The sequence below is a fragment of the Sphingomonas mali NBRC 15500 genome, from assembly GCF_001598415.1.
Taxonomy (GTDB): domain Bacteria; phylum Pseudomonadota; class Alphaproteobacteria; order Sphingomonadales; family Sphingomonadaceae; genus Sphingomonas; species Sphingomonas mali.
Genome location: NZ_BCYX01000008.1, coordinates 78,346 through 99,406, shown reverse-complemented (window position 1 = coordinate 99,406; position 21,061 = coordinate 78,346). Strand labels below are relative to the sequence as shown.

Genomic DNA, 21,061 nt, shown 5'->3' with positions numbered 1-21,061 from the left:
CGAACAGCGGCAAGCCGCGCCTTGAGCAATCGCGACGACACACTATCTCGTCGCGATGATCCCCTATTCGCTGCTCGATCTGGTCCCTGTCGTCGAAGGCGGCTCGGTACGCCAGGCGCTGGCCAACGCCGCCGACATGGCGCGCCACGCCGAAGCCAGCGGCTATCATCGGTACTGGGTGGCGGAACATCACGGCATGGACGGCATCGCCAGTTCGGCGACCGCGGTGGTGATCGCGCATGTCGGCGCGGCCACATCCACAATTCGCATAGGCGCAGGCGGCATCATGCTTCCCAATCATGCGCCACTGATGATCGCCGAACAATTCGGCACGCTCGACGCACTGTTTCCCGGCCGGATCGACCTCGGACTGGGTCGCGCACCAGGCAGCGATCAGCGAGTGGCGCGAGCGATCCGCCGGACGCTGGAAAGCGATCCCCAGGCGTTCCCGCGCGACGTGCTCGAACTGCAGAGCTATTTCGCCGATGACGGCCAGACCGGCATCCGCGCGACTCCGGGGGCTGGCGCCAAGCCGGAATTGTGGATCCTGGGATCGAGCCTGTTCGGCGCGCAACTCGCCGCGATGCTCGGCCTGCCCTACGCTTTCGCCTCGCATTTCACACCCGACGCGCTCGACCAGGCGCTGGAGGTCTACCGCCGCGACTTTCGCCCCTCGACCCAGCTCGACCGGCCCTATGCGATGGCCGGGTTCAACGTCTTCGCCGCCGATGCCGACGAGGAAGCGGAGTTCCTGGCGAGCTCCCAGCAGCAGGCGTTCGTCGCGCTGCGCACCGGCAATCCGCGCCAGCTGCCGCCGCCGATTGCAGGGTATCGCGACAGCCTACCGCCGCCGCACGCCGCGATCCTCGACCATGTGCTGCAATGTTCGGCGGTCGGGAGCCCGGCGACGGTCGAGCGCGGCATCGCCGCATTCGTCGAGCGGACCGGGGTCGACGAGTTGATGATCGTCAGCTCGATCTACGATGTCGAGGCACGCAAGAAGAGCGTGGCGATCGCCGCCGAGGTGATGCGGGGCGCGACGATCGCCGGCTAACTCGCCGCCGGCAGCCTCAGTCGCACCAGCAATCCGCCCAGGTCTTCGCTTTCCTCCAGGCTGACCGTGCCCTCGTAGATTTCCGCGACATCGCGGACGATCGCTAGGCCCAGGCCCGTGCCGGGCTTGCCGGTATCGAGCCGGACGCCGCGGTCGAAGATGCGGACCCGCTCCTCCTCCGGAATGCCGACACCGTCATCCTCAACCAGGATCTCGACGAAGCCGGCTTGCGCACTCACCGTCACGAACACGCTGCCGCCGCCATATTTGGCCGCGTTCTCGATCAGATTGCCGAGCATCTCGTCGAGATCCTGGCGTTCGACATGGACCTGCAAATCGTGGGGCCCGTCGGCGTCGATGCGGACGTGCGGATAGAGCCGCGACACCGCGCGCTCGACCGAATCGAGGCTGGGCCACACTTCGGCGCGGCTGTGCGCCGATCCGCGCCGGCCAACCGCGCGAGCGCGGGCGAGATGGTGGTCGACCTGACGCCGCATCGTCCGCGCCTCGCGCACCACGGTATCACCGAGATCGTCGGCCTTGGCGGTCGCGGCGTTCATGATCACCGTCAGCGGCGTCTTGAGCGCGTGCGCCAGATTGCCTGCATGGCGCCGCGCTTCCTCGGCCTGTTTGTCGTTATGCTCGATCAGCGCGTTGAGTTCCTCGACCATTGGCGCGACCTCGGCGGGCATGGCGCCTTCGATCCGGCGGGCACGGCCGCCGCGCAGCCGCGCAATCTCGCCGCGCAATCGGCGCAACGGACGAAGGCCGTACCAGGTCTGCAGCCCCGCCAGGACGATGAGGCCGAGCGCCAGCAGCAGGAAGCTTCTGACCAATGTCCGCCTGAGCGCGTTGATTTGCGCGTCGAGCCCGTCGCGGCTCTGCGCGACCTGGAACCGCCAGCGCACCGGCGAGCCCGGGAGCTTGATGTCGCGCTCGACGATCCTCAGCCGCTCGCCGGCAAATTGGTCGCTATCATATGTGTGGACTTCAAGATCGTTATGGTCGCTGCCATAAGCGAGCCGACGATCCCACAGAGACTGCGAGGAAAATGGCTCGCGATGGCGCGCGGCGACCTGCCAGTACAACCCGGAATAGGGCTCCAGGAAGCGTTGGTCAGCGGCGGCGCGGTTAAACACGACTTCACCGTCCGGCCCGATTTCGGCTGACGTGAATAGCGACGTCAGGACATAATTGAGCTGATCGTCGAAATTGCGAGTCACCGCGCCGGTCAACACCCGGTCGAGCGCGTACCCGCCCCCGGCAAGCAACAGGCAAATCCAGATCGCCGCGATGATGATCATGCGCCGCCCGAGCGACCCCGTCACGACGGCGCCTGCTGTGGTGGGCGATCGCCGCCACAACACCCATGCTAATCGGAGTAACGACAGCACCGACAGAGCGAGCAGGCCGCGCGCGGTCCACACCTGATCGGGATCGAGCAGCAAAATAGTCGCGAGCGAACCGGCTCCAAGCGCGATCAGCGCCGCGATCTCGCCCGACCGGCGATATTTGCGGACGATCACACGCCAGCGGGGAATGACCCGTTCGGCCGGCGCGTCGACGCCGGGATCGGCCAGTCGAGACTGCGCGTCTCCCGGCTCGTCCGCCGACGGTACGGCGATCAGATCGCGTCCCTCGGCCACAATCTACGTCTATTCCGCGCGCGGCGGGCCGTCGGGATCGTCCAGGCTATAGCCCAGGCCGCGGATCGTGGTGATGACGTCCTGCCCCAATTTCTTGCGGATGCGCGTCACGAACACCTCGATCGTGTTCGAATCGCGGTCGAAATCCTGGTCGTAAATATGTTCGATCAGCTCGGTGCGGCTGACGATCTTGCCCTTGTGGTGGAGCAGATAGGACAGGAGCTTATATTCCTGCGCGGTCAGCTTCACCGGATCGCCGGCGAGCGTCACCTTGCCCGATCGCGTGTCCAGCCGGACATCGCCCGCAATCAGTTCGGACGAGGCATTGCCCGAAGCGCGGCGGATCAGCGCGCGCAGGCGGGCGATCAATTCCTCGGTCTGGAACGGCTTGGCGACATAATCGTCGGCGCCGGCATCGAGCCCCGCCACCTTGTCCGACCAGCTGTCGCGCGCTGTCAGCACCAGTACAGGCGTGGTTTTGCCCTGTTTGCGCCAGCGGTCCAGGACGGTCAGCCCGTCGATTTCCGGCAGGCCGAGATCGAGCACGATCGCGTCGTAATTCTCGGTCTCTCCGAGAAAGAGGCCCTCCTCGCCGTCGCCCGCCGTATCGACCGCATAACCCGCCCCTTCGAGCGTGTTCTGCAGCTGCTGGCGGAGATTGGGTTCGTCCTCGACGATCAGAACGCGCATTGTGATCCCCTTCGCGCGAGCCCCTTCAAGGGAGCTCGAATTAGCCGGTGCGGCCGATGACCTGGCCCGAACGGCCGTCGACCTTCACCCAGATGACGGTTCCATTGCGCAGGAACTTGAGCGTGTAAATGCCGCTATCCGGGTCGAGCTCGGGTCCGAGATATTGCGCACCGCGCATCGAAGGCACCACACGGCGCTCGATTTCGGGCAGCGGCAGCACGCGGCCTTCGCGCCGCGCTTCCCATGCGCGCTGCTGATCGCGCTGGAAATGCGGTTCGATGGCCGGCGGAAATGCCGGCTGGGCGAAGGTCAAGGCAAGCGACGCGAACATCAACATGGCTGGTTGCATAGGGAAGCGGGCTTGAACACCCTGTGAATGCATCCGTCAGCAATCGACAAGCTTGCGCGGGCCACGCCAGCCCCTAAGTAGCCGCCCTCATGGCCGCCCCTATCCTATCCTATGAAGACCTCGGCCTCGTTCAGGGCGCCGGTTGGCTGTTCCGTCACCTCGACCTGCATATCGGCGAGCGCGACCGGCTCGCGCTGATCGGGCGCAACGGCGCGGGCAAGACGACCTTGCTCAAGCTGATCGCCGGCAAGATCGAGTCGGACGAGGGCCGCCGCACGATCGTACCGGGCACCAATGTCGTCTTGCTCGAGCAGGATCCGAAGGTCGATGGTTGCGCGACGCTCGCCGATTTCGTGATGGCCGAGCCCAACGCGCCCGCGCGTCACGAAGCCGATGCGATCGCCGATCAGCTCGGCATCGATTTGTCGCGCGAAGCGGCCTCGGCCTCGGGCGGCGAGCGCCGCCGTGCCGCGATCGTCCGCGCGCTGGCGCAGAATCCCGACGTGCTGTTGCTCGACGAGCCGACCAACCATCTCGACATCGCCGCGATCGAGTGGCTCGAACAATGGCTGACGCGCTTCACCGGCGCGTTCGTCGTGATCAGCCACGACCGCACGTTCCTGACTCGCCTCACGCGCCAGACTCTGTGGCTCGACCGCGGGACGATCCGCCGCAGCGAGATCGGCTATGGCGGATTCGAGGCCTGGACCGAGCAGGTCTATGCCGAGGAGCAGCGCGCCGCCGAGAAGCTCGACGCCAAATTGAAGCTCGAGGAACATTGGCTGCAGCGCGGCGTCACCGGGCGCCGCCGCCGCAACATGGGCCGGCTCGCCAAGCTCAAGGACATGCGCGCCGAACGCGCCGCGATGCTGGGGCCGCAAGGCGCCGCCGCGCTCGTCACCGGCAGCGACGACGTCAAGACCAAGGTGGTGATCGACGCCAAGCATGCGACCAAGGCGTTCGAGGGCCGCGTCATCATCCGCGACCTCAACCTGCGCATCACCCGCGGCGACCGGATCGGCATCGTCGGGCCCAATGGCGCGGGAAAAACGACGTTGCTCAGAATGCTCACCGGCGAACTCCAACCGGACAGCGGCGTCGTAAAGCTCGCCAAGACGCTCGACGGCGTGGTGATCGATCAGCAGCGCAAGCTGATGGCGCCGGAGAAGCGCGTGCGCGACGTGCTCGCCGATGGCGGCGACTGGATCGAGGTGCTCGGCGTCAAGAAGCACATCCACGGCTACCTCAAGGACTTCCTATTCGACCCCAACATGGTCGAGGCACGGATCGCCACCCTGTCGGGCGGCGAGCGCTCGCGACTGTTGCTGGCGCGCGAATTCGCGCGGCGATCGAACCTGCTGGTGCTCGACGAACCGACCAACGACCTCGATCTCGAGACGCTCGACCTGCTCCAGGAAGTGATCGCGGATTATGAAGGCACGGTGCTGATCGTCAGCCACGATCGCGATTTTCTCGACCGCACGGTGACGCTGACGCTCGGGCTCGACGGGTCGGGCACCGTCGATGTCGTCGCGGGCGGCTATGCCGATTGGGATGCCCGGCGCAAGAAGCGGCCGGAAGCGAAGAAAGCGGCGGCGAAGCCCACGCCGGTGGCCGAGAAGCCCAAGGCGGCGAAACTCAGCTACAAGGATCAGCGCGACTACGATTTGCTGCCCAAGCGGATCGAGGAGATCGAAGCAGCGATCGCCCGCGACGAGGCGGCGCTGGCCGACCCCGCGCTCTACGTCAGCGATCCGGCAAGGTTCGCCGCGCTGACCAAAGCGATCGAGGCCGCCCGCGCCGAGAAGGATGCCGCCGAGGAGCGCTGGCTCGAGCTTGCAGAGCAGGTCGAGGCGTTGGGCTGACGACCAGGCGGGCGCGCCTGGCTCCCGCGGTGCTCGGCCCACTTGATCGCGCTTGCGCGAAAGCGCGGCTATCTGTATCCGCCCCTCCTCGCGCGGGTGTAGCTCAATGGTAGAGCAGAAGCTTCCCAAGCTTACGACGAGGGTTCGATTCCCTTCACCCGCTCCACCTTGGAACCGCAGAAACCCTTAGCTTTCAGAGGCTGGCGCTGCCGATTCGGCCAGTGAAGGTTGAGCGCGGGCAACTCGGCGGTAACCGCGTGTGCCCACTCATGAAGTTGACCATGGGACAGAGTGGGTCGTGGAGTCGATCGCGTATATATATCGCACACAATTTCAATGACTTAACTTGGACCACTTACGGCGAAGCGCCTTACCTGGCGCCGCTCGAGCGGCTCCAGGACCAGCACGGCAATCGAGTCCTTCGGATCGACGGAAGCTGGCCGCTCCTTGTTGTGGTGCGCGTCGCGGACTTCGGTTCCGTCCGACAACTTCGAATGACTGCGCCTGGGGCGCTATTTTGACTATCAGAAGATGTTCGCAATGTGTTCTGAGGCTATTGGTCTTTCGAAATTGACGGGATGGTTCCATGTCCGCTGAAGGTAAGCGCAATGTTCGGCAGTGGCGCGCGGACCAGCGACATCGCCTCGCTGTCGCGCTGGCCGCCGCGAACCTGGCGCTGATGTCGGAGCCCGGAACCGCGAAGGGACAGTCGGCTGCCGCCGCTCCGCCGCCCAATAGCCAGTTGCAGGGCGAGAATGGCGAGATGTCGCAGCACATGCCGGGACCGGTTGTCGGGACGCTGACCTATAATAGCGATCTCAACGCGGATATTGGCGGCGGCACCGCTCGGGGAAGCGCCTATCTCCAGCGTGTCGGCCTGATCGGCGATGCCGATCTCGGCCGCCTTTTCGGCTGGCGAGGGGCGACAGCGCATGTCAGCGTGCACGTGATCAACGGTACCGGCCTGTCGACCGACCGGGTTGGTACGATCCTGAGCGTCAGCGGCCTGGAGGCCGAGCCGGCCGTACGATTGTTCAATCTCTGGATCGAGCAGAAACTGGGATCCGGCGCGTCGCTGCGGGTCGGGCAGTTCACTGCCGGCCAGGAATTTGCGATCTCGCCGACGGCTGCCCTGTTCGTCAACTCGACCTTTGGCTGGCCGGCCAGTTTTGCCGTCGATTTGCCGAGCGGCGGACCGGCTTATCCCCTCGCGGCGCCCGGTCTCCGGCTCGCCGCTACGCCCGCGAAACGCGTCACCTTGCGGGCTGCGCTGTTCGCAGGCGATCCCGCTGGACCGGGCACCGCCGATCCGCAACGCCGCGACCTTCACGGGTTCAACGGCTTCAGGTTCAAGGGCGGCCCCTTCGTCATCGGCGAAGTGGCGACGAGCGCGCCGGGCGACGACCCCGCCTGGACCCTTACCGTGGGCGGCTGGGTCAATACCGATCGATTCGACGACCTGAGCCGTGACGCTGCCGGCAATTCGCTCGCGTCGTCGGCGTCATCCGGGATACCGCTTCGCCATCGCGGCAACGCGGCCATCTATGCCATCGCCGACGCGCGGCTGTGGCGAGCGGGCGGCAGAACGCTGCGGGGCTTCATCCGGTTCAGCGCCAGCCCGACCGATAGAAACATCATCGATCGCTACCTCGACACCGGCTTCACCCTTTCCGCGCCGCTGCGCGGTCGATCCGGTGACACAGTCGGTATCGCCTTTGGCTTCGCCCATATTTCTCCGGCGTTGCGATCGTTGTTGATCGAGCGCAACGGCACGGCCCCGTCCGAAACGCCGCGCTACGAGGGTGTGTTGGAAGCGGACTGGCAAATCAGGGTCGGTACGCGCCTGTCGCTTCAGCCCAACATGCAGCTGATTTTCCACCCGGCTGCCGCCTTCCTGGCTGGCAACGCTCCGCGCGCCGCCGCCACTGCGACCGTGATCGGTATGCGTACGTCGTTTCGCTTCTGATCGCGCACTCGCGGACCGGCGGGCAATTCACTCGCTGATCCGCGCGGCCACTTCGCGAGTGCGGAGCATGACGTCGGGTTCTTCCGCTGCGATGCCAGCCTCGATGGCTGTACGCGCATCGGGTACCGCTTCAGCGGCGTGGTCGATCTGCCGATGTATGATGTCGCGAGGGTTGGCACGGCGCGATATCAGCGCGCCGGATACTGCTGGATCTGAACCACCATGCCCGGCGCGCCACCCTGGTTTTCCGCCACGACAAGCCAACGCCGGGTGCTGGCCCCCTCGCCTTCGACGATCTGACGGATGGGGCCCGACGCGTTCACGATTGCGGAGCCTGCCGGGTTGGTCATGAAGGTTGCTAAGGGCTCGAGCGCGCCAGAGCCGTCCGCCGCGTTCGCAAGCGCCAAAACGTACGGGTGCTTGGGCTGGAGGCCAGTGACGGAGCCTTGAAGAACCTGGATGAGACCCTGATCGAACAAGGTTACGCTGGTGGGCGCGTTGCCCGCTCCTGGCGCCGACAACAGCAGGTGCACGGCTTTGCCTGCGGTGCCGAGCGGCTGGAGGTTGGCCGTTCCGTCACCCTGCGGCACGGCGTTGGGCACGTAGGCAATAGCTTGCGGCGCCTGGCCGATCGGAACCGTACCGATCACCTTGTTGGTCGTCGTGTCGATCGCGGCGAGCTGGTCGTCATTCTCCAGTCCCACATAGATTCGGCTGCCGTCCCCGGACGGCCAGACGCCGTGCGGCAATTTACCGACCGGTATCGTTGCGACCTGAGCGAAATCGATGGTGCGGAACACCTTGACCTCATTCAGCCCTCCGACCGTCACATAGGCGAAGCTTCCTTTGGCCGTATGGGCGAAATTGACGTGGTTCGTGATCGGGCCGGTATCGATAACCTTCAGGATATTGAACGGGGGCTTGGCGTTGAAAGCGACAGTCTTGCCGACATCCTTCAGGGTGAACCATACTTGGGTTCCGTCCGCGTTGACGGCGATGTTAGGACAGAAGGGGCTCGGCTGCTGGACGTGGCCGACGATGCTGTGGCTCGCCACATCGAACACGACCAGGTCGGGATTGAACGACGAGCAGACGTAGCCGTATTTCCCGTCCGGTGAGAACATCGTCATGCCGGGTCCGCCCGGCGTCTTGAGCCGCGCCTTTTCCTCGAATGTGGTCGGGTCGATGACCGAGATATAGTCCTCGCCGCGCACCGTCACCCAGACCTCCTTACCATCGGGCGTAAAGAAGGCCTCGTGCGGCGAACGGCCAATATAAGTCGTATGCTTCACGGTGTTGGTCGCGGTGTCGATGAAGGTCACCGAATTCGAGCCGATCGAGACGACTGCGAGGGTCTTGCCGTCGGGCGAGAAGCCGAGGCCGTGCACGAGCACCTGCCCCTTATAAAGTGGCGAGAAGTTCGCCGGCTGCGGGTCCCCCAGCTTGATGACCCCGATCAGCCGGTTGTCCGCGGGATCCGTGACTGAGAGGGTGTTGGAGAATTGTTCGGCCGCATAGACGCGGTCGCGGTGGCTGACAGGCGTGTTCGGCGCGGCCCACGGAGCCTGGTGTGCGTAGGCGGGACCGGCGAGTGCCGTCAGGCCCAGCAACATGACTTTCGAGTAAAGATGCTTCATTTCAGTGCTCCTTGAGATGGGCGTGGTTGCTCGACACGTTCGGCATCGACATGGTCGGCATCGATGGCTGGGGCGCTGCGGTCCCTTGAGTGGGCGCCGGCGTCGAGGGCGGAAGCGGATCGCCGACCGCCAGGTTCATGGCGGCGATTTCCTGCTGCTGGTCGACGATGATTTCCTGCGCGATCCGCCGCAATTGTTCGTTCTTGCCGAACTTCAGTTCGGCAACAGCCATGTCGATCGCACCCTGATGGTGCGGGCGCATCATCGTTACGAAGTCTCTGTCGACGTCGCCGGTCGGCGGAGCCATCATCCCGGCCATCATCTTGTCCATCGCGGCCTGGATTTCCGCGAGATAAGGCTTCTCGCTCACCGTTTGAGCGAACGCGGTCCCAGCCACAAACGGGAGCACGGCAAGGCTAATGGATCGGCATAGGGGTGTAAGCGGGCGCACTTAATGCTCCATCCGTTGGTTCGAACGTGAGACGACTTGCCTCCCCGTTTATTCCCGATCTTTTTTCTTTCGCTTCCGGGCGGGCGGGATCGCAAAGGGAGTCCGTCTGCGACGGAATAAACCGCAATGCCGAACGTCTAACGGGCTATGAGAGCCACCATGCGAACGCCGACGGACATGATAGAGCTGGTCCAGCCCTTGGTACCGGCGCTGCGTCGCTACGCCCGTGCGCTGCTTCGCGATCGTGACGATGCTGACGACCTGGTCCAGGACGTGCTGGAGCGCGCCGTGGCCCGCTGGCACCTTCGCCAAGGCGCCAGCCCGCGGCCGTGGCTCTTCGCCATCCTCCACAACCTCGCGATCGATCGTTTGCGCCAACGGGGTCGACGCGGCGTTCCACTCCAACTCGATGCCGTTCCGGAGGAGCGGCTCGCCGCGCCCGCTTCGCAGGAGGCGAGTGTCGAGCAAGCCGATATCCTGACGCTCATTTCCCGTCTGCCGGAAGAGCATCGCAGCGTTCTTCTCCTCATTGGCGTGGAGGAACTCAGCTATGCCGAGGCCGCCACGGTGCTGGGCGTCGCCCAAGGCACCATCATGTCCCGCCTGTCGCGGGCCCGCGAGCGGTTGCGGAGGATGGCGGAAGAGACGGGCGGCGCGAGCCTGCGGCCTTCCCTGAGGATTGTATCATGAGCGAAACACCGGTCACCGAAGCGGAGCTCCAGGCTCATGTCGACGGGCGCCTACCGCCCGAGCGGTCCGCCGAGGTGGAGGCCTGGCTCGCCGACCACCTTGACGAAGCGCGACGACTCTCATCCTACCGGTCCCAGCGCGACGCACTGCGGGCCGCGCTCGACCCGGTGCTGGACGAGCCGGTGCCGCTTGCCCTCGATCTCCGGATAGGCGAAGCCGCGCGTCGACGTTGGACCGGCGGCCGACCGTTGGTCGCCGCGTCTGCGGCCGGGCTGCTTCTATTGGGAGGAGCGGGCGGCTGGACCCTGCGCGATTGGTCTGCGCCGCCCAGTGTCGGAACTGCCGGGCTGGCCCGCGAGGCGATCTCGAGCTTCGCCGTCTACGCAAGCGACAGCACACGCCCCGTCGAGCTCGCCGCAGATCATCAGCGCGCGCTGGACGGCTGGTTTTCGGAACGCCTTTCCCGCCCTGTCTCCGCCCCGAACCTCGAAGCGGCAGGTCTCCACCTCATCGGTGGGCGGCTGGTCGCTAGCGAACACGGGCCCGCTGGCCTGTACCTGTACCGGAACGCGGCGGGCGAGAGCGTGGCGCTCTATGTCAGGCCGATGGAAGTCGAAAAGACCGACCGCATGACGTCTCGCGGAGAGAAGGGCGTCAGAGGCTGGACCTGGGCGGATGACGGTCTCGGCTTCGGCGTGTTCGGGTCGGCGCCAGATGCCTATTTGCATGACACCGCCAATCTCGTGCGCGCGCAATTTCGAAAGGCTTGAGCCGATCGGACACCGCTTTCAGCCACCTCCCAGCGTACGATAGGCGCATTCATGGCCCTTTTCCCGATTTGATGGCGAATGCGTATCGTGCGACGGACGCCATCGACCGCGCGCGCAAAGACCATGAGGACTGTCTGCATGACGCTTGAGCAATTGAGGGTCTTTGTTGCGGTTGCCGAGCGAGAGCACGTGACCCGTGCGGCCCAGGCTCTGAACGTCACCCAATCCGCCGCAAGCGGCGCGATCGCGGCGCTGGAGGCCCGACACAATATCAAGCTGTTCAGCCGGGTTGGCCGCCGGATCGAATTGACGGACGCCGGTCTCTTGTTCCTCGACGAGGCCCGCGCGATCCTTGCTCGGGTCGAAAGCGCGGAGGTGGCGCTGTCCGAATATGGCGGCCTGATGCGGGGCAATCTGCGCCTGATCGCCAGCCAGACGATCGCTGGCTACTGGCTTCCCGAACGGCTTGCCCTCTTCCACAGGCGCTATCCGCAAATCGAACTCTCCGTGGCCATCGACAACACGGAAGGTGCCGCCCGCGGCGTGCTGGAAGGACGCGCCGAGCTTGGCTTCGTCGAGGGGAATATCGAAGAACCGGCACTGGCGCACTGGCAGGTCGCCACTGACCGCATGCTCCTCGTCGGACAGAGCCCGGCGGACGAGATCACCAACGACTGGATCCTGGACGCCCCTTGGGTCATGCGCGAGCAGGGTTCGGGAACCCGATCCACATTCGAGAAGGCGGTGCGGGCGCGGGGAATCGATCCAAAACGCCTGAACGTGGTCCTGACATTGCCTTCGAATGAATCGGTCTTGGCAGCGGTACGGGCGGGCGTCGGCCACGCGGTGCTATCACACCTCGTTGTCGCGCCGGCCATCGACGCACGTACGCTTCACGTTCTGCCTTTTGCTCTGTCGGCGCGCCCTTTTTTCGGTCTTCGGCAAAAGGAGCGATATCGAAGCAAGGCGGCTGATGCGCTGCTCGAGGCGATCAAGACCTTCGATGCGGGATTGGACTGGGTCATTTGATCGTCCCGCCGATTTAAAATGATCTGCGCTGCGGTGCCTTTGTTCGGCCCGCGAAGCCCCTCCACTCGGACCCGTCCGCGCAACTGATTGATTCTGCGTTGGCCTCCCGCCAAAATCCATCTGATAATCAGATTATAATGATATAAATCAATCGTTAGAATCGAATGATCGTAAGGGCCACATCGGCGCCAACACGGAGTTGGCCCGATGATTCGCGCTTCTGAAATGCTCGGCCGCACGCACCTGGCGAGCCGCATCCTGCCTGGACTGGGCCTATGCGTCGCAGTGACGGGCGCGGCTTACGCCCTTCAGAGCGGCGAGCAGTTTTTGTTGGGACGGGTCTGGCTGGAGGCGCTGGTTCTGGCGATCCTGGTCGGCACGATCGTCCGCAGCCTCTGGACGCCGCACGAGGGCTGGCTCCCCGGCATCAGCTTCGCGGCGAAGGTCCTTCTCGAGCTTGCCGTCATGCTTCTCGGCGCGTCGGTGAGCGCCGCCACAATCGTCGCGGCGGGCCCCTGGCTGCTGCTCGGGATCGCTGGAACGGTTGCCGTCGCGATCGCCTCCAGCTTCGGTATCGGACGCCTTTTCGGCCTCAACACCAGGCTGGCGCTGCTCGTCGCGTGCGGCAATTCGATCTGCGGCAATTCGGCGATCGCCGCCGTGGCGCCCGTCATCGGAGCCGATGGCGACGATGTCGCGGCCTCGATCGGCTTTACCGCGGTCCTGGGCGTTCTGGTGGTGCTCGGACTACCGCTGCTCGGGATGGCGCTGCACCTGGATGCTCTTCAATATGGGGCGCTCGCCGGTCTCACCGTCTATGCCGTCCCGCAGGTAATTGCCGCTGCCGCGCCGATCGGGCCCGTCGCGGTCCAGATGGGCACGCTGGTCAAGCTCGTCCGGGTGCTCATGCTCGGACCGGTTTGCCTGCTCCTCTCGCTGGTGGCGCCGAGCCTGCGTGATGAAGCCGACGAACTGCCGCCCCATGTCACCGCGGGTGACCGGCCGGCGCCAGGCCGGCTGCCACTGCACCGCCTTGTGCCATGGTTCATCCTTGGCTTCCTCGCTCTGGTCGGTCTGCGTTCGCTCGACCTTGTGCCTCACGCTGCCCTGTCTCCCATCGGTGAGGTAGCGACGAACCTGACCGTAATATCGATGGCCGCTTTGGGTCTTGGCGTCGACATCCGCTCCGTCGCTGGCGCCGGCGGCCGGGTAACGGCGGCGGTGATCCTCTCGCTCGTGACCCTTGGAGGGATCAGCCTCGCGCTGATCCATGCCCTTCACATTGCCTGACCCAGGCATGCAAGCCGGCGATCGAGGCGCTCTTCGAGCTCCCTCGATCGACCAGGACCAGCCGACGACACCCCGGATTGAAAGGTCGCCTTATGGATGATTTCGACGTCGAACTCGCGAAGCTTCGATCGCGACGGCGATTCCTGGCGGAGCTTGGAATGGGCAGCGGCGCATTGCTCGCGGCACCGGCTTTGGGACAGGGCCTTGTCGATTTGGCTCTTCCGGGCGGGCCGTCGTCTCGCCCCACGACCTCGTCTTTCCCCGAAAAGGGCGAGATGATCCTCCAAAGAGCGCGCCCACCGCTGCTCGAGACGCCGATGGAGGTGTTCGATCAGGGCGTATTCACGCCCAACGACCGCTTCTTCGTTCGCTGGCACTGGGCTGACATCCCGACCTCGATCGACGTTCAAGGCTATCGCATCGCCGTGCGCGGTCATGTCAATCGGCCGCTCGCCATCCCCCTCGCCGAGCTTCTGCGGATGCCGCGAGTCGAGCTGGCCGCGGTCAACCAGTGCTCCGGAAACTCGCGCGGTCTGTTTCAGCCGTGCGTCGCGGGCGCCCAATGGCGGCACGGAGCGATGGGAAACGCGAAATGGGTGGGCGTCCGTCTCCGCCATGTGCTCGACCTCGCCGGGGTCAAACCTGGCGCGATCGCGGTTCGCTTCGGCGCGCTCGATCAGCCCGTTGTCCCGACCGGCCCTGACTTCACGAAGTCGATATCGCTGGACCATGCGCGCGACGGAGAAGTGATGATCGCGTTCGAGATGAACGGCGAACAGATGCCCCTTTTGAACGGCTTTCCGGTCCGCCTGATCGTGCCTGGCTGGTACTCCACCTACTGGGTCAAGATGCTCAACGATATCGAAGTGCTGGACAGGCCGGACGACGGCTATTGGATGGCAAAGGCCTATAAGATCCCGGATACGCCCCACGCGAATGTCGCGCCTGGAACCAAGGATTTTCCGTCAGTTCCGATCAACCGCATGGTGCCGCGATCCTGGATCACGGGCTGGTCCGACGAACAGACGTTTAGCTACGCCCCCGAGCTGCCGGTCGGCGGAATCGCCATGGGCGGCGACGCGGGTGTCGCCAGGGTCGAGATTTCGGGCGATCTGGGCAGGACGTGGCACGAGGCTTCGCTCGGTTCGGACGAGGGCAGGTATAGCTTTCGCCGGTTCGACATGACCTTACGGGTGCCACATGCCGGGCGCTACACCCTGCTGAGCCGCTGCACCAACACCAACGGGCTTACTCAACCCATGACGCCAAACTGGAATCCGGGCGGCTTCATGCGCGGCTGCGTCGAGGCATCGCGAGTGAGGCTTACATGAAAGGGTCCTTCCTCAATCCGTCGCCTGGCGCTCTCGCCTTCGGGGTGCTGGTGTTCACGAGCATAGTTCTGGTCGCGATCGGCCCGCCAACCGCACGCAAGCCCCCGGCGATCGCAACCGCCAGCCCGGCGTCGGCGCCTTCACAAGTCGCCGGGCCGGGCAGCGCCCTGGTTTCGGTCAGCGTCGATCTCCCGGACGACATCGTTCCCTTTCCCGATGGACCGCACGCCGCCGTGATCAACGCCAACTGCACGTCTTGCCATTCCGCAACGATGGCACTGTCACAGCCCCGCTTGAGCCGTGATCAATGGAAGGCCATCGTTGAGAAGATGCGCGCCACGTACAAGGCGCCGGTGCCGGCCTCCGCCGTGCCGGACATTCTCGATTACCTGAATGCAATGAGTGGCAAGCTGCCGGTGAGCGGTTCGTCGCCAACGCCCTCCGATCGGTCGGGGGGTACCGGATAGTCAGGCGAGATCGCCGAATGCGACAGCCCGCGCGCCAGTGGCGTCGTCGCGTCCCGACAACCTCTACCTGGTTACTGCAAAGGCTGCTTCAGCGATCAGACCCCTCTGGAGGCCCCATCAGCGCCGTGGCGACTGCTTTCCGGATGACCGGAAGGTAGGCCAAACGACCGGCATTGGGGGGCGTTGCGACTTGTTCGCGTGCAATGAGCCCAAGCGACGCGCCGAATTCGTCGCCCGCGATCCAGGAACCCATTCCGCGCGGCCCGTCAGTGACGGCCGCCACGCGGCCGGTCAGATCGAACAATCCATTTAGCGTGCCGGCCATCGCCGCTCCGCGATCAGCCGCGCGAAATGGCGGGCGCTCGGTTTGGCGGTTCGCACGAAGCTCCGGCGATCGACCGCGACCAGCCCAAAATGCTGGCTGTAGCCCTGCGTCCATTCGAAATTGTCGAGCAGCGACCAGTAGATGTAGCTTTTGACGTCGATGCCGTCGCGCTGGCAGCTTTCGATCTCGGCGACGCTGGCATCCAGCCAGGCGACGCGGCGAGCATCATCGTCGGTGGCGATCCCGCTCTCGGTTACGAAGATCGGCTTACTCGTCTTTTTGGCGGCGAGACGGATCACCTGACCGAGCGCCTGCGGGTAATACTCATACCCCGCCGCCGTGATCGTCGCGCCGGCCGGAATTGGCAGCATTCCCTTCGCGTCGAAGCGGAACCGGGTATAAACTTGCACGCCCACGAAGTCGCTCGCGTTCACCGCGTCCCACCAGTCGCCGTAGAGTGCGCGTTCCATTTCGGCGGCCAAGCTGTTCTCGCCGACCCCTTCGATCGCCTGCGTCGTCAGCGTGACGCCCACCGGGAAATTACCAGGCCCCGCCTTGATCGCCTGATATCCCTTCATTTGCGCATCGAGCAGATGCACGTCGATACTGTTGGCTTCGGAGAAGAGGATCGAGGAGAACGCGGGCGCATTCGTCGCGCGCGCCGCGGCGGCGAGCATCGTGCGGCGTTTCGCTATATGCTCCGGCGTCGCGGCCGTGCGCAGCATCGCGGCAAGCCGATGAATATTGGCCTCGTTGAACGGCGACGCCATGCCGATCTGGTCGCCCAGTGCGCGCGTCGCCCGCTCACAGAAACGGGCGAACAGGTCCGCGCTGTCGGGCAATTCCCAGCCGCCGCGCTCCGCGAACCACAACGGCACAGTGAAATGATTGTAAGTGACGATCGGCAGCAAGCCATGCGCGCGACACGACGCGAGGACGCGGACATAATGGTCAAGTTCGGCCTGCGAGAAGTGCCCGGGTTCGGGCTCGATCCGCGCCCATTCGATGCCGAAGCGATAGCAATTCAATCCGATCGCCCGCGCAATCGCAAAATCGCGCTCGTAGAGATGATAGCTGTCGCAGGCGTCGCCCGATGGATCCTTGTAGACAGTCTCGGGCAGGTTCTCGAGCAGCCAGCTGTCCGAATGGACGTCGCTGCCCTCGCTCTGATGCGCCGAGATCGCCGCGCCCCACAGGAACCCCTTGGGCATCGCACGGCGCGGCGCGGAATGGGCGGGAAGCGCGTCGATGACGGCGGACGCCGCCAATCCCGCGATGACAGTCCGGCGCGTAGCATCGAATTCAGCCATGTTTACCTCTGAAGCGCGCCTGTCGTTCCCGAGGTGGAGACCGATACAACAGAGAATACCAAGACGGTCGAGAAGAGCAGAAAATGCTTCATCACTACCCTTTCGCTTGGTCGCGGCGTATTTACGGGAGAGGGCACCACCGGCCGGTATGCCCCCTCCCGCCCCCTTGTGCCCCGCGCCGGTTTTAGAACTTCGCCCGGACGCCCATGCGGAAGCTACGCCCGAGCGGATCATACAGGTCGAACCGTCCGCCCAGGCCCGGCGCGGAATATTGGACGGTGTTTGGAATGACCGGCAGGTCGACCGGATCCCGGTCGAACAGATTGTCGATGCCGAAGGTCAAGGTGTAAGCGCCTTTGCCATCAAGCTTAACGATACCGGTTAGACCGAAGGTCAGGAAACTCTTGACCGAATTGTTATCGACATCGACGCCGCTGACCCAATTGCTCTGCAATTTCCCCGGCCCGACATAGCGTGCGTTCAGCGTGAGCGAGAAGGGTCCCTGCTCGTACGTGAGGTAGGCATTCGCCTTCCACTTCGGCTCACCCGGGTTGAGGTCACCTATCTGGCCAGCCAGGTTGGTTACGTTGCCCACCGCGTCGACCTGCGTGAACACCGGAACATAAGACGCCAGTCCACGGAAGCTGATTTGGCCCGGACCAACCCGGTGCCGATAATCGAGTTCGAAATCCCAGCCCTGTGTCTTGAGGCTCGCGACGTTCACGGGAACCGTGTCGATCGAAAGGATCGCCTGGTTGGCGTCGCGGTGGACGTATTGGCAATATTGCGCCTGGCCGCCGTTGCAGAACGCCAGCTCCTGTGCGGCGCTGACCGAGGAAATCGCGCCTTTCAAGCTGATGCGATAATAATCGACGGAGAGCTGCAGCCCGGGGAGGAAGCTGGGGCTGTAGATGACGCCGGCCGTGGCCGTATCCGCGAGTTCGGGTCTGAGTGCCGGGTTGCCCTTGGCATTGGTATATTGCGGATAGGTCTTATTGGTCAGCGTGTCGAATACCGGCTGCTGGGTGAGTACGCCTCCGGAGAACAGATCGGTCAGCGTCGGCGCGCGGATGTCGCGGGACAAGGTGCCGCGAACCCGCAGGTCCCTGAAGACCTGGTCCGAGATGCCCACCTTCCAGGTCTTGACGCTGCCACTGGTGCTATAGTCGGTGATGCGCCCGGCGGCGTTCAATTCCAGCTTCTGCGCCAGGGGCACGTCTTTCAGGATCGGAATCACTGTTTCGACGAACGCTTCCTTGACATGGCGCTTGCCGTAGAAGGGCTGGAAATTCTGCACGGCATAAGCGCGTGCAAGTGCCAGGGCGTCCTGCGTCGACGACGCTTCGTTCCTGATATAGTCGCCGCCAAAGGCAACCGAGACGTCACCCGCCGGCAAGCGGAAAAGCGTTCCCGACGCGTCTGCGGACACGACGTCGAGCTTGACGATCGAGCGCTGGAACGCCGTGCCATGTGTGTAGGCGATCGCCGCCGGCGACGCCACGCCGACGCCGAAGAGGTTGAGCGGCACGCAGCCATTATTGGGGTTCGTCAGCGTCGACCGGCAAACGATATTCCCCGTGCCCGGATCGCGAACGGCATCAACCGCATTGTTGAAATTGGCGATGATGGTGTCGTTATAGGCATAGAGGTTGGTGATCGATTCACCGTGCGTGTAATAAGCGTGCCACTTCCAGCTATCGCCAATCTTGCCGTCCAGGCCGGCCACCGCGCGCCACACGTCGCGGCTGTTATGGGACGTCGGCGGACCGAAATCGACCGTGTCCTTGCCGAGACTGAATGACGTCTGTCCCGCGGCGAGCAACTGATTGCGAATGGTCGGATTCAGATACGCATTATCGGCGTTGATCGTGATATTGCCTTGCCGCAGATAATATAGATAGCCATTCTCGTTGTAGTTCGTCTTCCCGTAAAAACCTTCGACATAGGCCGTGACCCCCGGCAGCACGTCATAATCGACGTGCCCGAAGAAATTGGCATAATTGAGCGGCGTTGAAATCGAGCGGGCGAGACCAACCGTTTTATCGACATCGCCCCCATATTGGACCAGCCCGGATTGATTGCCGAAATTATAGGGCGCCGGGGTTCCGTTCGGACCCACAAACTGGATGCCGCGTAACGGGCCGGAGGTGATGACGCCGCCAGGCGACACGTTCGCCGGCGCGACGTTGCTGACGGTGATCTGGCGGGGCTGACCGTTGCCTTTGACATAGGCCGGATTGTTGACCACCGCCCTGCTCTTGAAGAAGCTGCGGTCGGCCAGGTCGACGCCTTCGGGCTGGTTGAGATAGTCGAACTCGGCGACGATATGGCCCTTGCCGCCGGCGAAGCTGTGACCCGCCGTCACGTTCGCCTTGACGTAGCCCGCATCTCCCCGCTCCGAAACGCCGCTTTCGACATTCAGGCCGAGGCCCTGATAATCGCGATCGAGGACGAAATTCACGACGCCGGCTACCGCGTCAGACCCCCAAGCCGCCGAGGCGCCGCCGGTGACGACCTCGACCCGCTTGATGAGGCCGAACGGCAGCGTGACGGTATCGACGCCGCCGGCAGTGGTCGATTCGACGACGCGCCGATTGTCGAGCAGGACGAGCGTCCGCGTCGCACCGAGATTGCGCAGGTTGACGAATTCGGCCCCGCCGCCCGCAACGTTGATCGCCGGATTCTTCGCCGACGTGGCGTTACCGAACGACGGCAGTTGGTTCAGATAGCTCGCGATCGTTGGTGGAGCTTGCCGATTGATTTCCGCCTGTCCGACGACCGTTACCGGAGTCGGCTGCTGAAATCCGTTCGCGGTAATGCGCGAACCCGTCACGACGATGTCGCTCTCGGGCACGGCGGGCGTAGCGGCCTGATCCTGCCTCGCCATCGGCTGGCCGGCATCGGCCGAATTCTGAGGGGATGAAGGCGCTGCCGACGCCGATTGAGCCTGCGCCACTGACGGCAGAACGACGAACGCGACACCGCACAACAGAACTGCCCTTAGCATCGAACACCCTCCTCCAAGCAACCGCGCTCTTCGGCGCGATGAGGTGGGATCATTATGCCCGATCAAACGAATTGCAATAATTTATTTAACGCGTGAGTGAACATCTTTTGATTACCGATACGAGCCGCGTTTTTGCGTGGCCATTCAGACCGTAGGCGACTGCGGGCGACGCTAGCGGATCCACGATTTCGTTGGCGTTCCGGCAGCAATGTTGAGCGTCGCCCGCCAATGTTGCTGCCATATGGCACGATGGTTCTAAACGGCCGATGGTTTACCCACGCCGACTCGGATTGAGCGCGTCTCGCTCATTCGCGGCGGATGCGAGCCGTCGTCCGAAGGCATTTTAGGAAACGCTACCGACCTCGCGTCGCTCGGCCTTGCGTTCGGCACAAACCGAGCGGAATCCGCCGGCCATGAACGTCGCCATGCGCTTCTTAACCGCCACGAAGTCGTCCGATCGGCACAAGCCATGTGACAGTTTGTCGATACGTCCGGTCCGCGCCAGCGTCAGCATCAACGCTCCGGTCACGAAGTGATAGCCCCAGAAGATGTCGTCCTCTTCGCAATCGGGCAACGCGCGCTTCAACAGGTCGATCAGGCGCAGCACGACGGGGTCGAAATGCTGGTCCATCAATTCCGCCCCCCATTCGGGCGTATTGGCGACCTGGGCCCCCAGCGCGGCGTAGTTTTTCCACCCCTCCCCGCCTTCGATGTAAAGGTCGAGGTCGGTATCGAGAAAGGCGTGCAGCGCACCCTCGACCGTCGGCCGTCCGCCGGTCTCCTTCTCGTAATCGTCCAGTACCTTCATTCGCCGCTCGCTGGTAACCTCGGCGCGGCGGGCGAAGACCGCATCGAACAGCGCGCGCTTGTCCACGAAATAATAATGGAGCAGCGTGTGATGGACGCCGACCTGCTTGGCGACGTCCTTCAGCGTTACGCCATAAAGACCGTGACGCGAAAAAAGGTACTCCGCCGTATCGAGAATCTGCTCGATCGTTTCGGCGCGCTGCTCGGCCTTGGTGCTTGGTTTGCGCTTCGCCCGACCGGTATTTGAAACGGGCCGGCTGCGCCCGCTGGCTGGGGACGATGATTTTACCTTGGTCACCTCTAGCTTCCTTCAGCCCGAATAGACTCCTTTCAGTTTAGCCAGAGAGACGTCAAGCTCCGAGCGCGGCGATGGTGAT

General features: G+C 64.1%; 18 protein-coding genes and 1 tRNA gene. 10 read left to right on the top strand and 9 right to left on the bottom strand.

Annotated features, from left to right (window positions below; translation table 11 throughout):
- The first annotated feature begins 55 nt into the window (after nucleotides 1-55).
- A complete protein-coding gene (locus SMA01S_RS08700) occupies nucleotides 56-1,054 on the top strand; it encodes an LLM class flavin-dependent oxidoreductase (protein WP_066820414.1) in 999 nt (332 codons plus the stop codon).
- On the opposite strand, the gene SMA01S_RS08695 is transcribed toward SMA01S_RS08700, so the two are convergent.
- The 3 genes from SMA01S_RS08695 to SMA01S_RS08685 form a co-directional block, all read right to left on the bottom strand.
- Nucleotides 1,051-2,421 carry a sensor histidine kinase gene (locus SMA01S_RS08695; RefSeq protein WP_245649211.1) on the bottom strand — a complete coding sequence of 457 codons (1,371 nt, stop codon included), beginning with the start codon at nucleotides 2,419-2,421 and terminating at the stop codon, nucleotides 1,051-1,053. The two genes, SMA01S_RS08700 and SMA01S_RS08695, sit on opposite strands and share 4 nt — an antisense overlap.
- Nucleotides 2,422-2,709: 288 nt before the next feature.
- The gene (locus SMA01S_RS08690; protein WP_066590860.1) at nucleotides 2,710-3,390 is read right to left on the bottom strand and encodes a response regulator transcription factor; all 681 of its coding nucleotides are present in this window, start codon (nucleotides 3,388-3,390) and stop codon (nucleotides 2,710-2,712) included.
- A 40-nt stretch (nucleotides 3,391-3,430) separates the two neighbouring features.
- On the bottom strand, nucleotides 3,431-3,727 hold the full coding sequence (locus SMA01S_RS08685) for a hypothetical protein (protein WP_245649208.1): 297 nt from the start codon (nucleotides 3,725-3,727) through the stop codon (nucleotides 3,431-3,433).
- 101 nt (nucleotides 3,728-3,828) lie between these two features.
- Between SMA01S_RS08685 and SMA01S_RS08680 the strand changes: the two genes are divergently transcribed.
- From SMA01S_RS08680 to SMA01S_RS08670, 3 genes are all read left to right on the top strand, one after another.
- Nucleotides 3,829-5,604 (top strand): ABC-F family ATP-binding cassette domain-containing protein, encoded by a 1,776-nt coding sequence (locus tag SMA01S_RS08680; protein WP_066820410.1) that lies wholly within the window; start codon nucleotides 3,829-3,831, stop codon nucleotides 5,602-5,604.
- Between the two features lie 92 nt (nucleotides 5,605-5,696).
- Nucleotides 5,697-5,770 (top strand) — tRNA-Gly (locus tag SMA01S_RS08675).
- Nucleotides 5,771-6,190: 420 nt separating this feature from the next.
- On the top strand, nucleotides 6,191-7,570 hold the full coding sequence (locus tag SMA01S_RS08670) for a carbohydrate porin (RefSeq protein WP_066820408.1): 1,380 nt from the start codon (nucleotides 6,191-6,193) through the stop codon (nucleotides 7,568-7,570).
- Nucleotides 7,571-7,758: 188 nt separating this feature from the next.
- Here the strand turns inward: SMA01S_RS08670 and SMA01S_RS08665 are convergent, their stop codons facing one another.
- Together SMA01S_RS08665 and SMA01S_RS08660 are read right to left on the bottom strand one after the other, a co-directional pair.
- Entirely contained in the window at nucleotides 7,759-9,207 is a 1,449-nt protein-coding gene (locus SMA01S_RS08665; protein WP_066820406.1) for a YncE family protein, read from the bottom strand.
- A 1-nt stretch (nucleotide 9,208) separates the two neighbouring features.
- The gene (locus SMA01S_RS08660; RefSeq protein ID WP_245649207.1) at nucleotides 9,209-9,577 is read right to left on the bottom strand and encodes a DUF305 domain-containing protein; all 369 of its coding nucleotides are present in this window, start codon (nucleotides 9,575-9,577) and stop codon (nucleotides 9,209-9,211) included.
- A gap of 258 nt (nucleotides 9,578-9,835) precedes the next feature.
- Between SMA01S_RS08660 and SMA01S_RS08655 the strand changes: the two genes are divergently transcribed.
- The 6 genes from SMA01S_RS08655 (at nucleotide 9,836) to SMA01S_RS08630 (ending at nucleotide 15,235) form a co-directional block, all read left to right on the top strand.
- Nucleotides 9,836-10,348 (top strand): sigma-70 family RNA polymerase sigma factor, encoded by a 513-nt coding sequence (locus tag SMA01S_RS08655; RefSeq protein ID WP_066820472.1) that lies wholly within the window; start codon nucleotides 9,836-9,838, stop codon nucleotides 10,346-10,348.
- Nucleotides 10,345-11,118, top strand: coding sequence for an anti-sigma factor family protein (locus SMA01S_RS08650; RefSeq protein WP_066820404.1), 774 nt, complete (start codon nucleotides 10,345-10,347; stop codon nucleotides 11,116-11,118). Before SMA01S_RS08655 ends, SMA01S_RS08650 begins: the two co-directional genes overlap by 4 nt.
- A gap of 138 nt (nucleotides 11,119-11,256) precedes the next feature.
- Nucleotides 11,257-12,147: a LysR substrate-binding domain-containing protein gene (locus SMA01S_RS08645; RefSeq protein ID WP_066820403.1), complete on the top strand. Its 891-nt coding sequence runs from the start codon at nucleotides 11,257-11,259 to the stop codon at nucleotides 12,145-12,147.
- A 207-nt stretch (nucleotides 12,148-12,354) separates the two neighbouring features.
- Complete coding sequence (locus tag SMA01S_RS08640) at nucleotides 12,355-13,437, top strand: YeiH family protein (RefSeq protein WP_084250197.1); 1,083 nt, start codon at nucleotides 12,355-12,357, stop codon at nucleotides 13,435-13,437.
- 92 nt (nucleotides 13,438-13,529) lie between these two features.
- Nucleotides 13,530-14,768 carry a molybdopterin-dependent oxidoreductase gene (locus SMA01S_RS08635; protein ID WP_066820399.1) on the top strand — a complete coding sequence of 413 codons (1,239 nt, stop codon included), beginning with the start codon at nucleotides 13,530-13,532 and terminating at the stop codon, nucleotides 14,766-14,768.
- A complete protein-coding gene (locus SMA01S_RS08630; protein ID WP_066820397.1) occupies nucleotides 14,765-15,235 on the top strand; it encodes a hypothetical protein in 471 nt (156 codons plus the stop codon). Before SMA01S_RS08635 ends, SMA01S_RS08630 begins: the two co-directional genes overlap by 4 nt.
- A gap of 88 nt (nucleotides 15,236-15,323) precedes the next feature.
- On the opposite strand, the gene SMA01S_RS08625 is transcribed toward SMA01S_RS08630, so the two are convergent.
- The 4 genes from SMA01S_RS08625 to SMA01S_RS08610 all read right to left on the bottom strand — a co-directional run bounded on the left by SMA01S_RS08625 (nucleotide 15,324) and on the right by SMA01S_RS08610 (nucleotide 20,871).
- Nucleotides 15,324-15,560 (bottom strand): hypothetical protein, encoded by a 237-nt coding sequence (locus SMA01S_RS08625; protein WP_066820395.1) that lies wholly within the window; start codon nucleotides 15,558-15,560, stop codon nucleotides 15,324-15,326.
- A complete protein-coding gene (locus tag SMA01S_RS08620) occupies nucleotides 15,545-16,870 on the bottom strand; it encodes a glycoside hydrolase family 1 protein (RefSeq protein ID WP_066820390.1) in 1,326 nt (441 codons plus the stop codon). The genes SMA01S_RS08625 and SMA01S_RS08620 overlap by 16 nt, the downstream gene beginning before the upstream one ends.
- Nucleotides 16,871-17,054: 184 nt before the next feature.
- The gene (locus SMA01S_RS08615; protein WP_084250196.1) at nucleotides 17,055-19,877 is read right to left on the bottom strand and encodes a TonB-dependent receptor domain-containing protein; all 2,823 of its coding nucleotides are present in this window, start codon (nucleotides 19,875-19,877) and stop codon (nucleotides 17,055-17,057) included.
- Nucleotides 19,878-20,220: 343 nt separating this feature from the next.
- A complete protein-coding gene (locus tag SMA01S_RS08610; RefSeq protein WP_066820471.1) occupies nucleotides 20,221-20,871 on the bottom strand; it encodes a TetR/AcrR family transcriptional regulator in 651 nt (216 codons plus the stop codon).
- Between the last annotated feature and the right edge of the window lie 190 nt (nucleotides 20,872-21,061).

Excerpts from the sequence above, each read along its gene's own strand:
- SMA01S_RS08620 (WP_066820390.1), bottom strand. The coding sequence starts at position 16,870 with ATGGCTGAATTCGATGCTACGCGCCGGACTGTCATCGCGGGATTGGCG.
- SMA01S_RS08700 (WP_066820414.1), top strand. The coding sequence starts at position 56 with ATGATCCCCTATTCGCTGCTCGATCTGGTCCCTGTCGTCGAAGGCGGC.
- SMA01S_RS08650 (WP_066820404.1), top strand. The coding sequence starts at position 10,345 with ATGAGCGAAACACCGGTCACCGAAGCGGAGCTCCAGGCTCATGTCGAC.
- SMA01S_RS08670 (WP_066820408.1), top strand. The coding sequence starts at position 6,191 with ATGTCCGCTGAAGGTAAGCGCAATGTTCGGCAGTGGCGCGCGGACCAG.
- SMA01S_RS08640 (WP_084250197.1), top strand. The coding sequence starts at position 12,355 with ATGATTCGCGCTTCTGAAATGCTCGGCCGCACGCACCTGGCGAGCCGC.
- SMA01S_RS08645 (WP_066820403.1), top strand. The coding sequence starts at position 11,257 with ATGACGCTTGAGCAATTGAGGGTCTTTGTTGCGGTTGCCGAGCGAGAG.
- SMA01S_RS08685 (WP_245649208.1), bottom strand. The coding sequence starts at position 3,727 with ATGTTGATGTTCGCGTCGCTTGCCTTGACCTTCGCCCAGCCGGCATTT.
- SMA01S_RS08615 (WP_084250196.1), bottom strand. The coding sequence starts at position 19,877 with ATGCTAAGGGCAGTTCTGTTGTGCGGTGTCGCGTTCGTCGTTCTGCCG.
- SMA01S_RS08665 (WP_066820406.1), bottom strand. The coding sequence starts at position 9,207 with ATGAAGCATCTTTACTCGAAAGTCATGTTGCTGGGCCTGACGGCACTC.
- SMA01S_RS08690 (WP_066590860.1), bottom strand. The coding sequence starts at position 3,390 with ATGCGCGTTCTGATCGTCGAGGACGAACCCAATCTCCGCCAGCAGCTG.
- SMA01S_RS08630 (WP_066820397.1), top strand. The coding sequence starts at position 14,765 with ATGAAAGGGTCCTTCCTCAATCCGTCGCCTGGCGCTCTCGCCTTCGGG.
- SMA01S_RS08625 (WP_066820395.1), bottom strand. The coding sequence starts at position 15,560 with ATGGCCGGCACGCTAAATGGATTGTTCGATCTGACCGGCCGCGTGGCG.
- SMA01S_RS08655 (WP_066820472.1), top strand. The coding sequence starts at position 9,836 with ATGATAGAGCTGGTCCAGCCCTTGGTACCGGCGCTGCGTCGCTACGCC.
- SMA01S_RS08680 (WP_066820410.1), top strand. The coding sequence starts at position 3,829 with ATGGCCGCCCCTATCCTATCCTATGAAGACCTCGGCCTCGTTCAGGGC.
- SMA01S_RS08635 (WP_066820399.1), top strand. The coding sequence starts at position 13,530 with ATGGATGATTTCGACGTCGAACTCGCGAAGCTTCGATCGCGACGGCGA.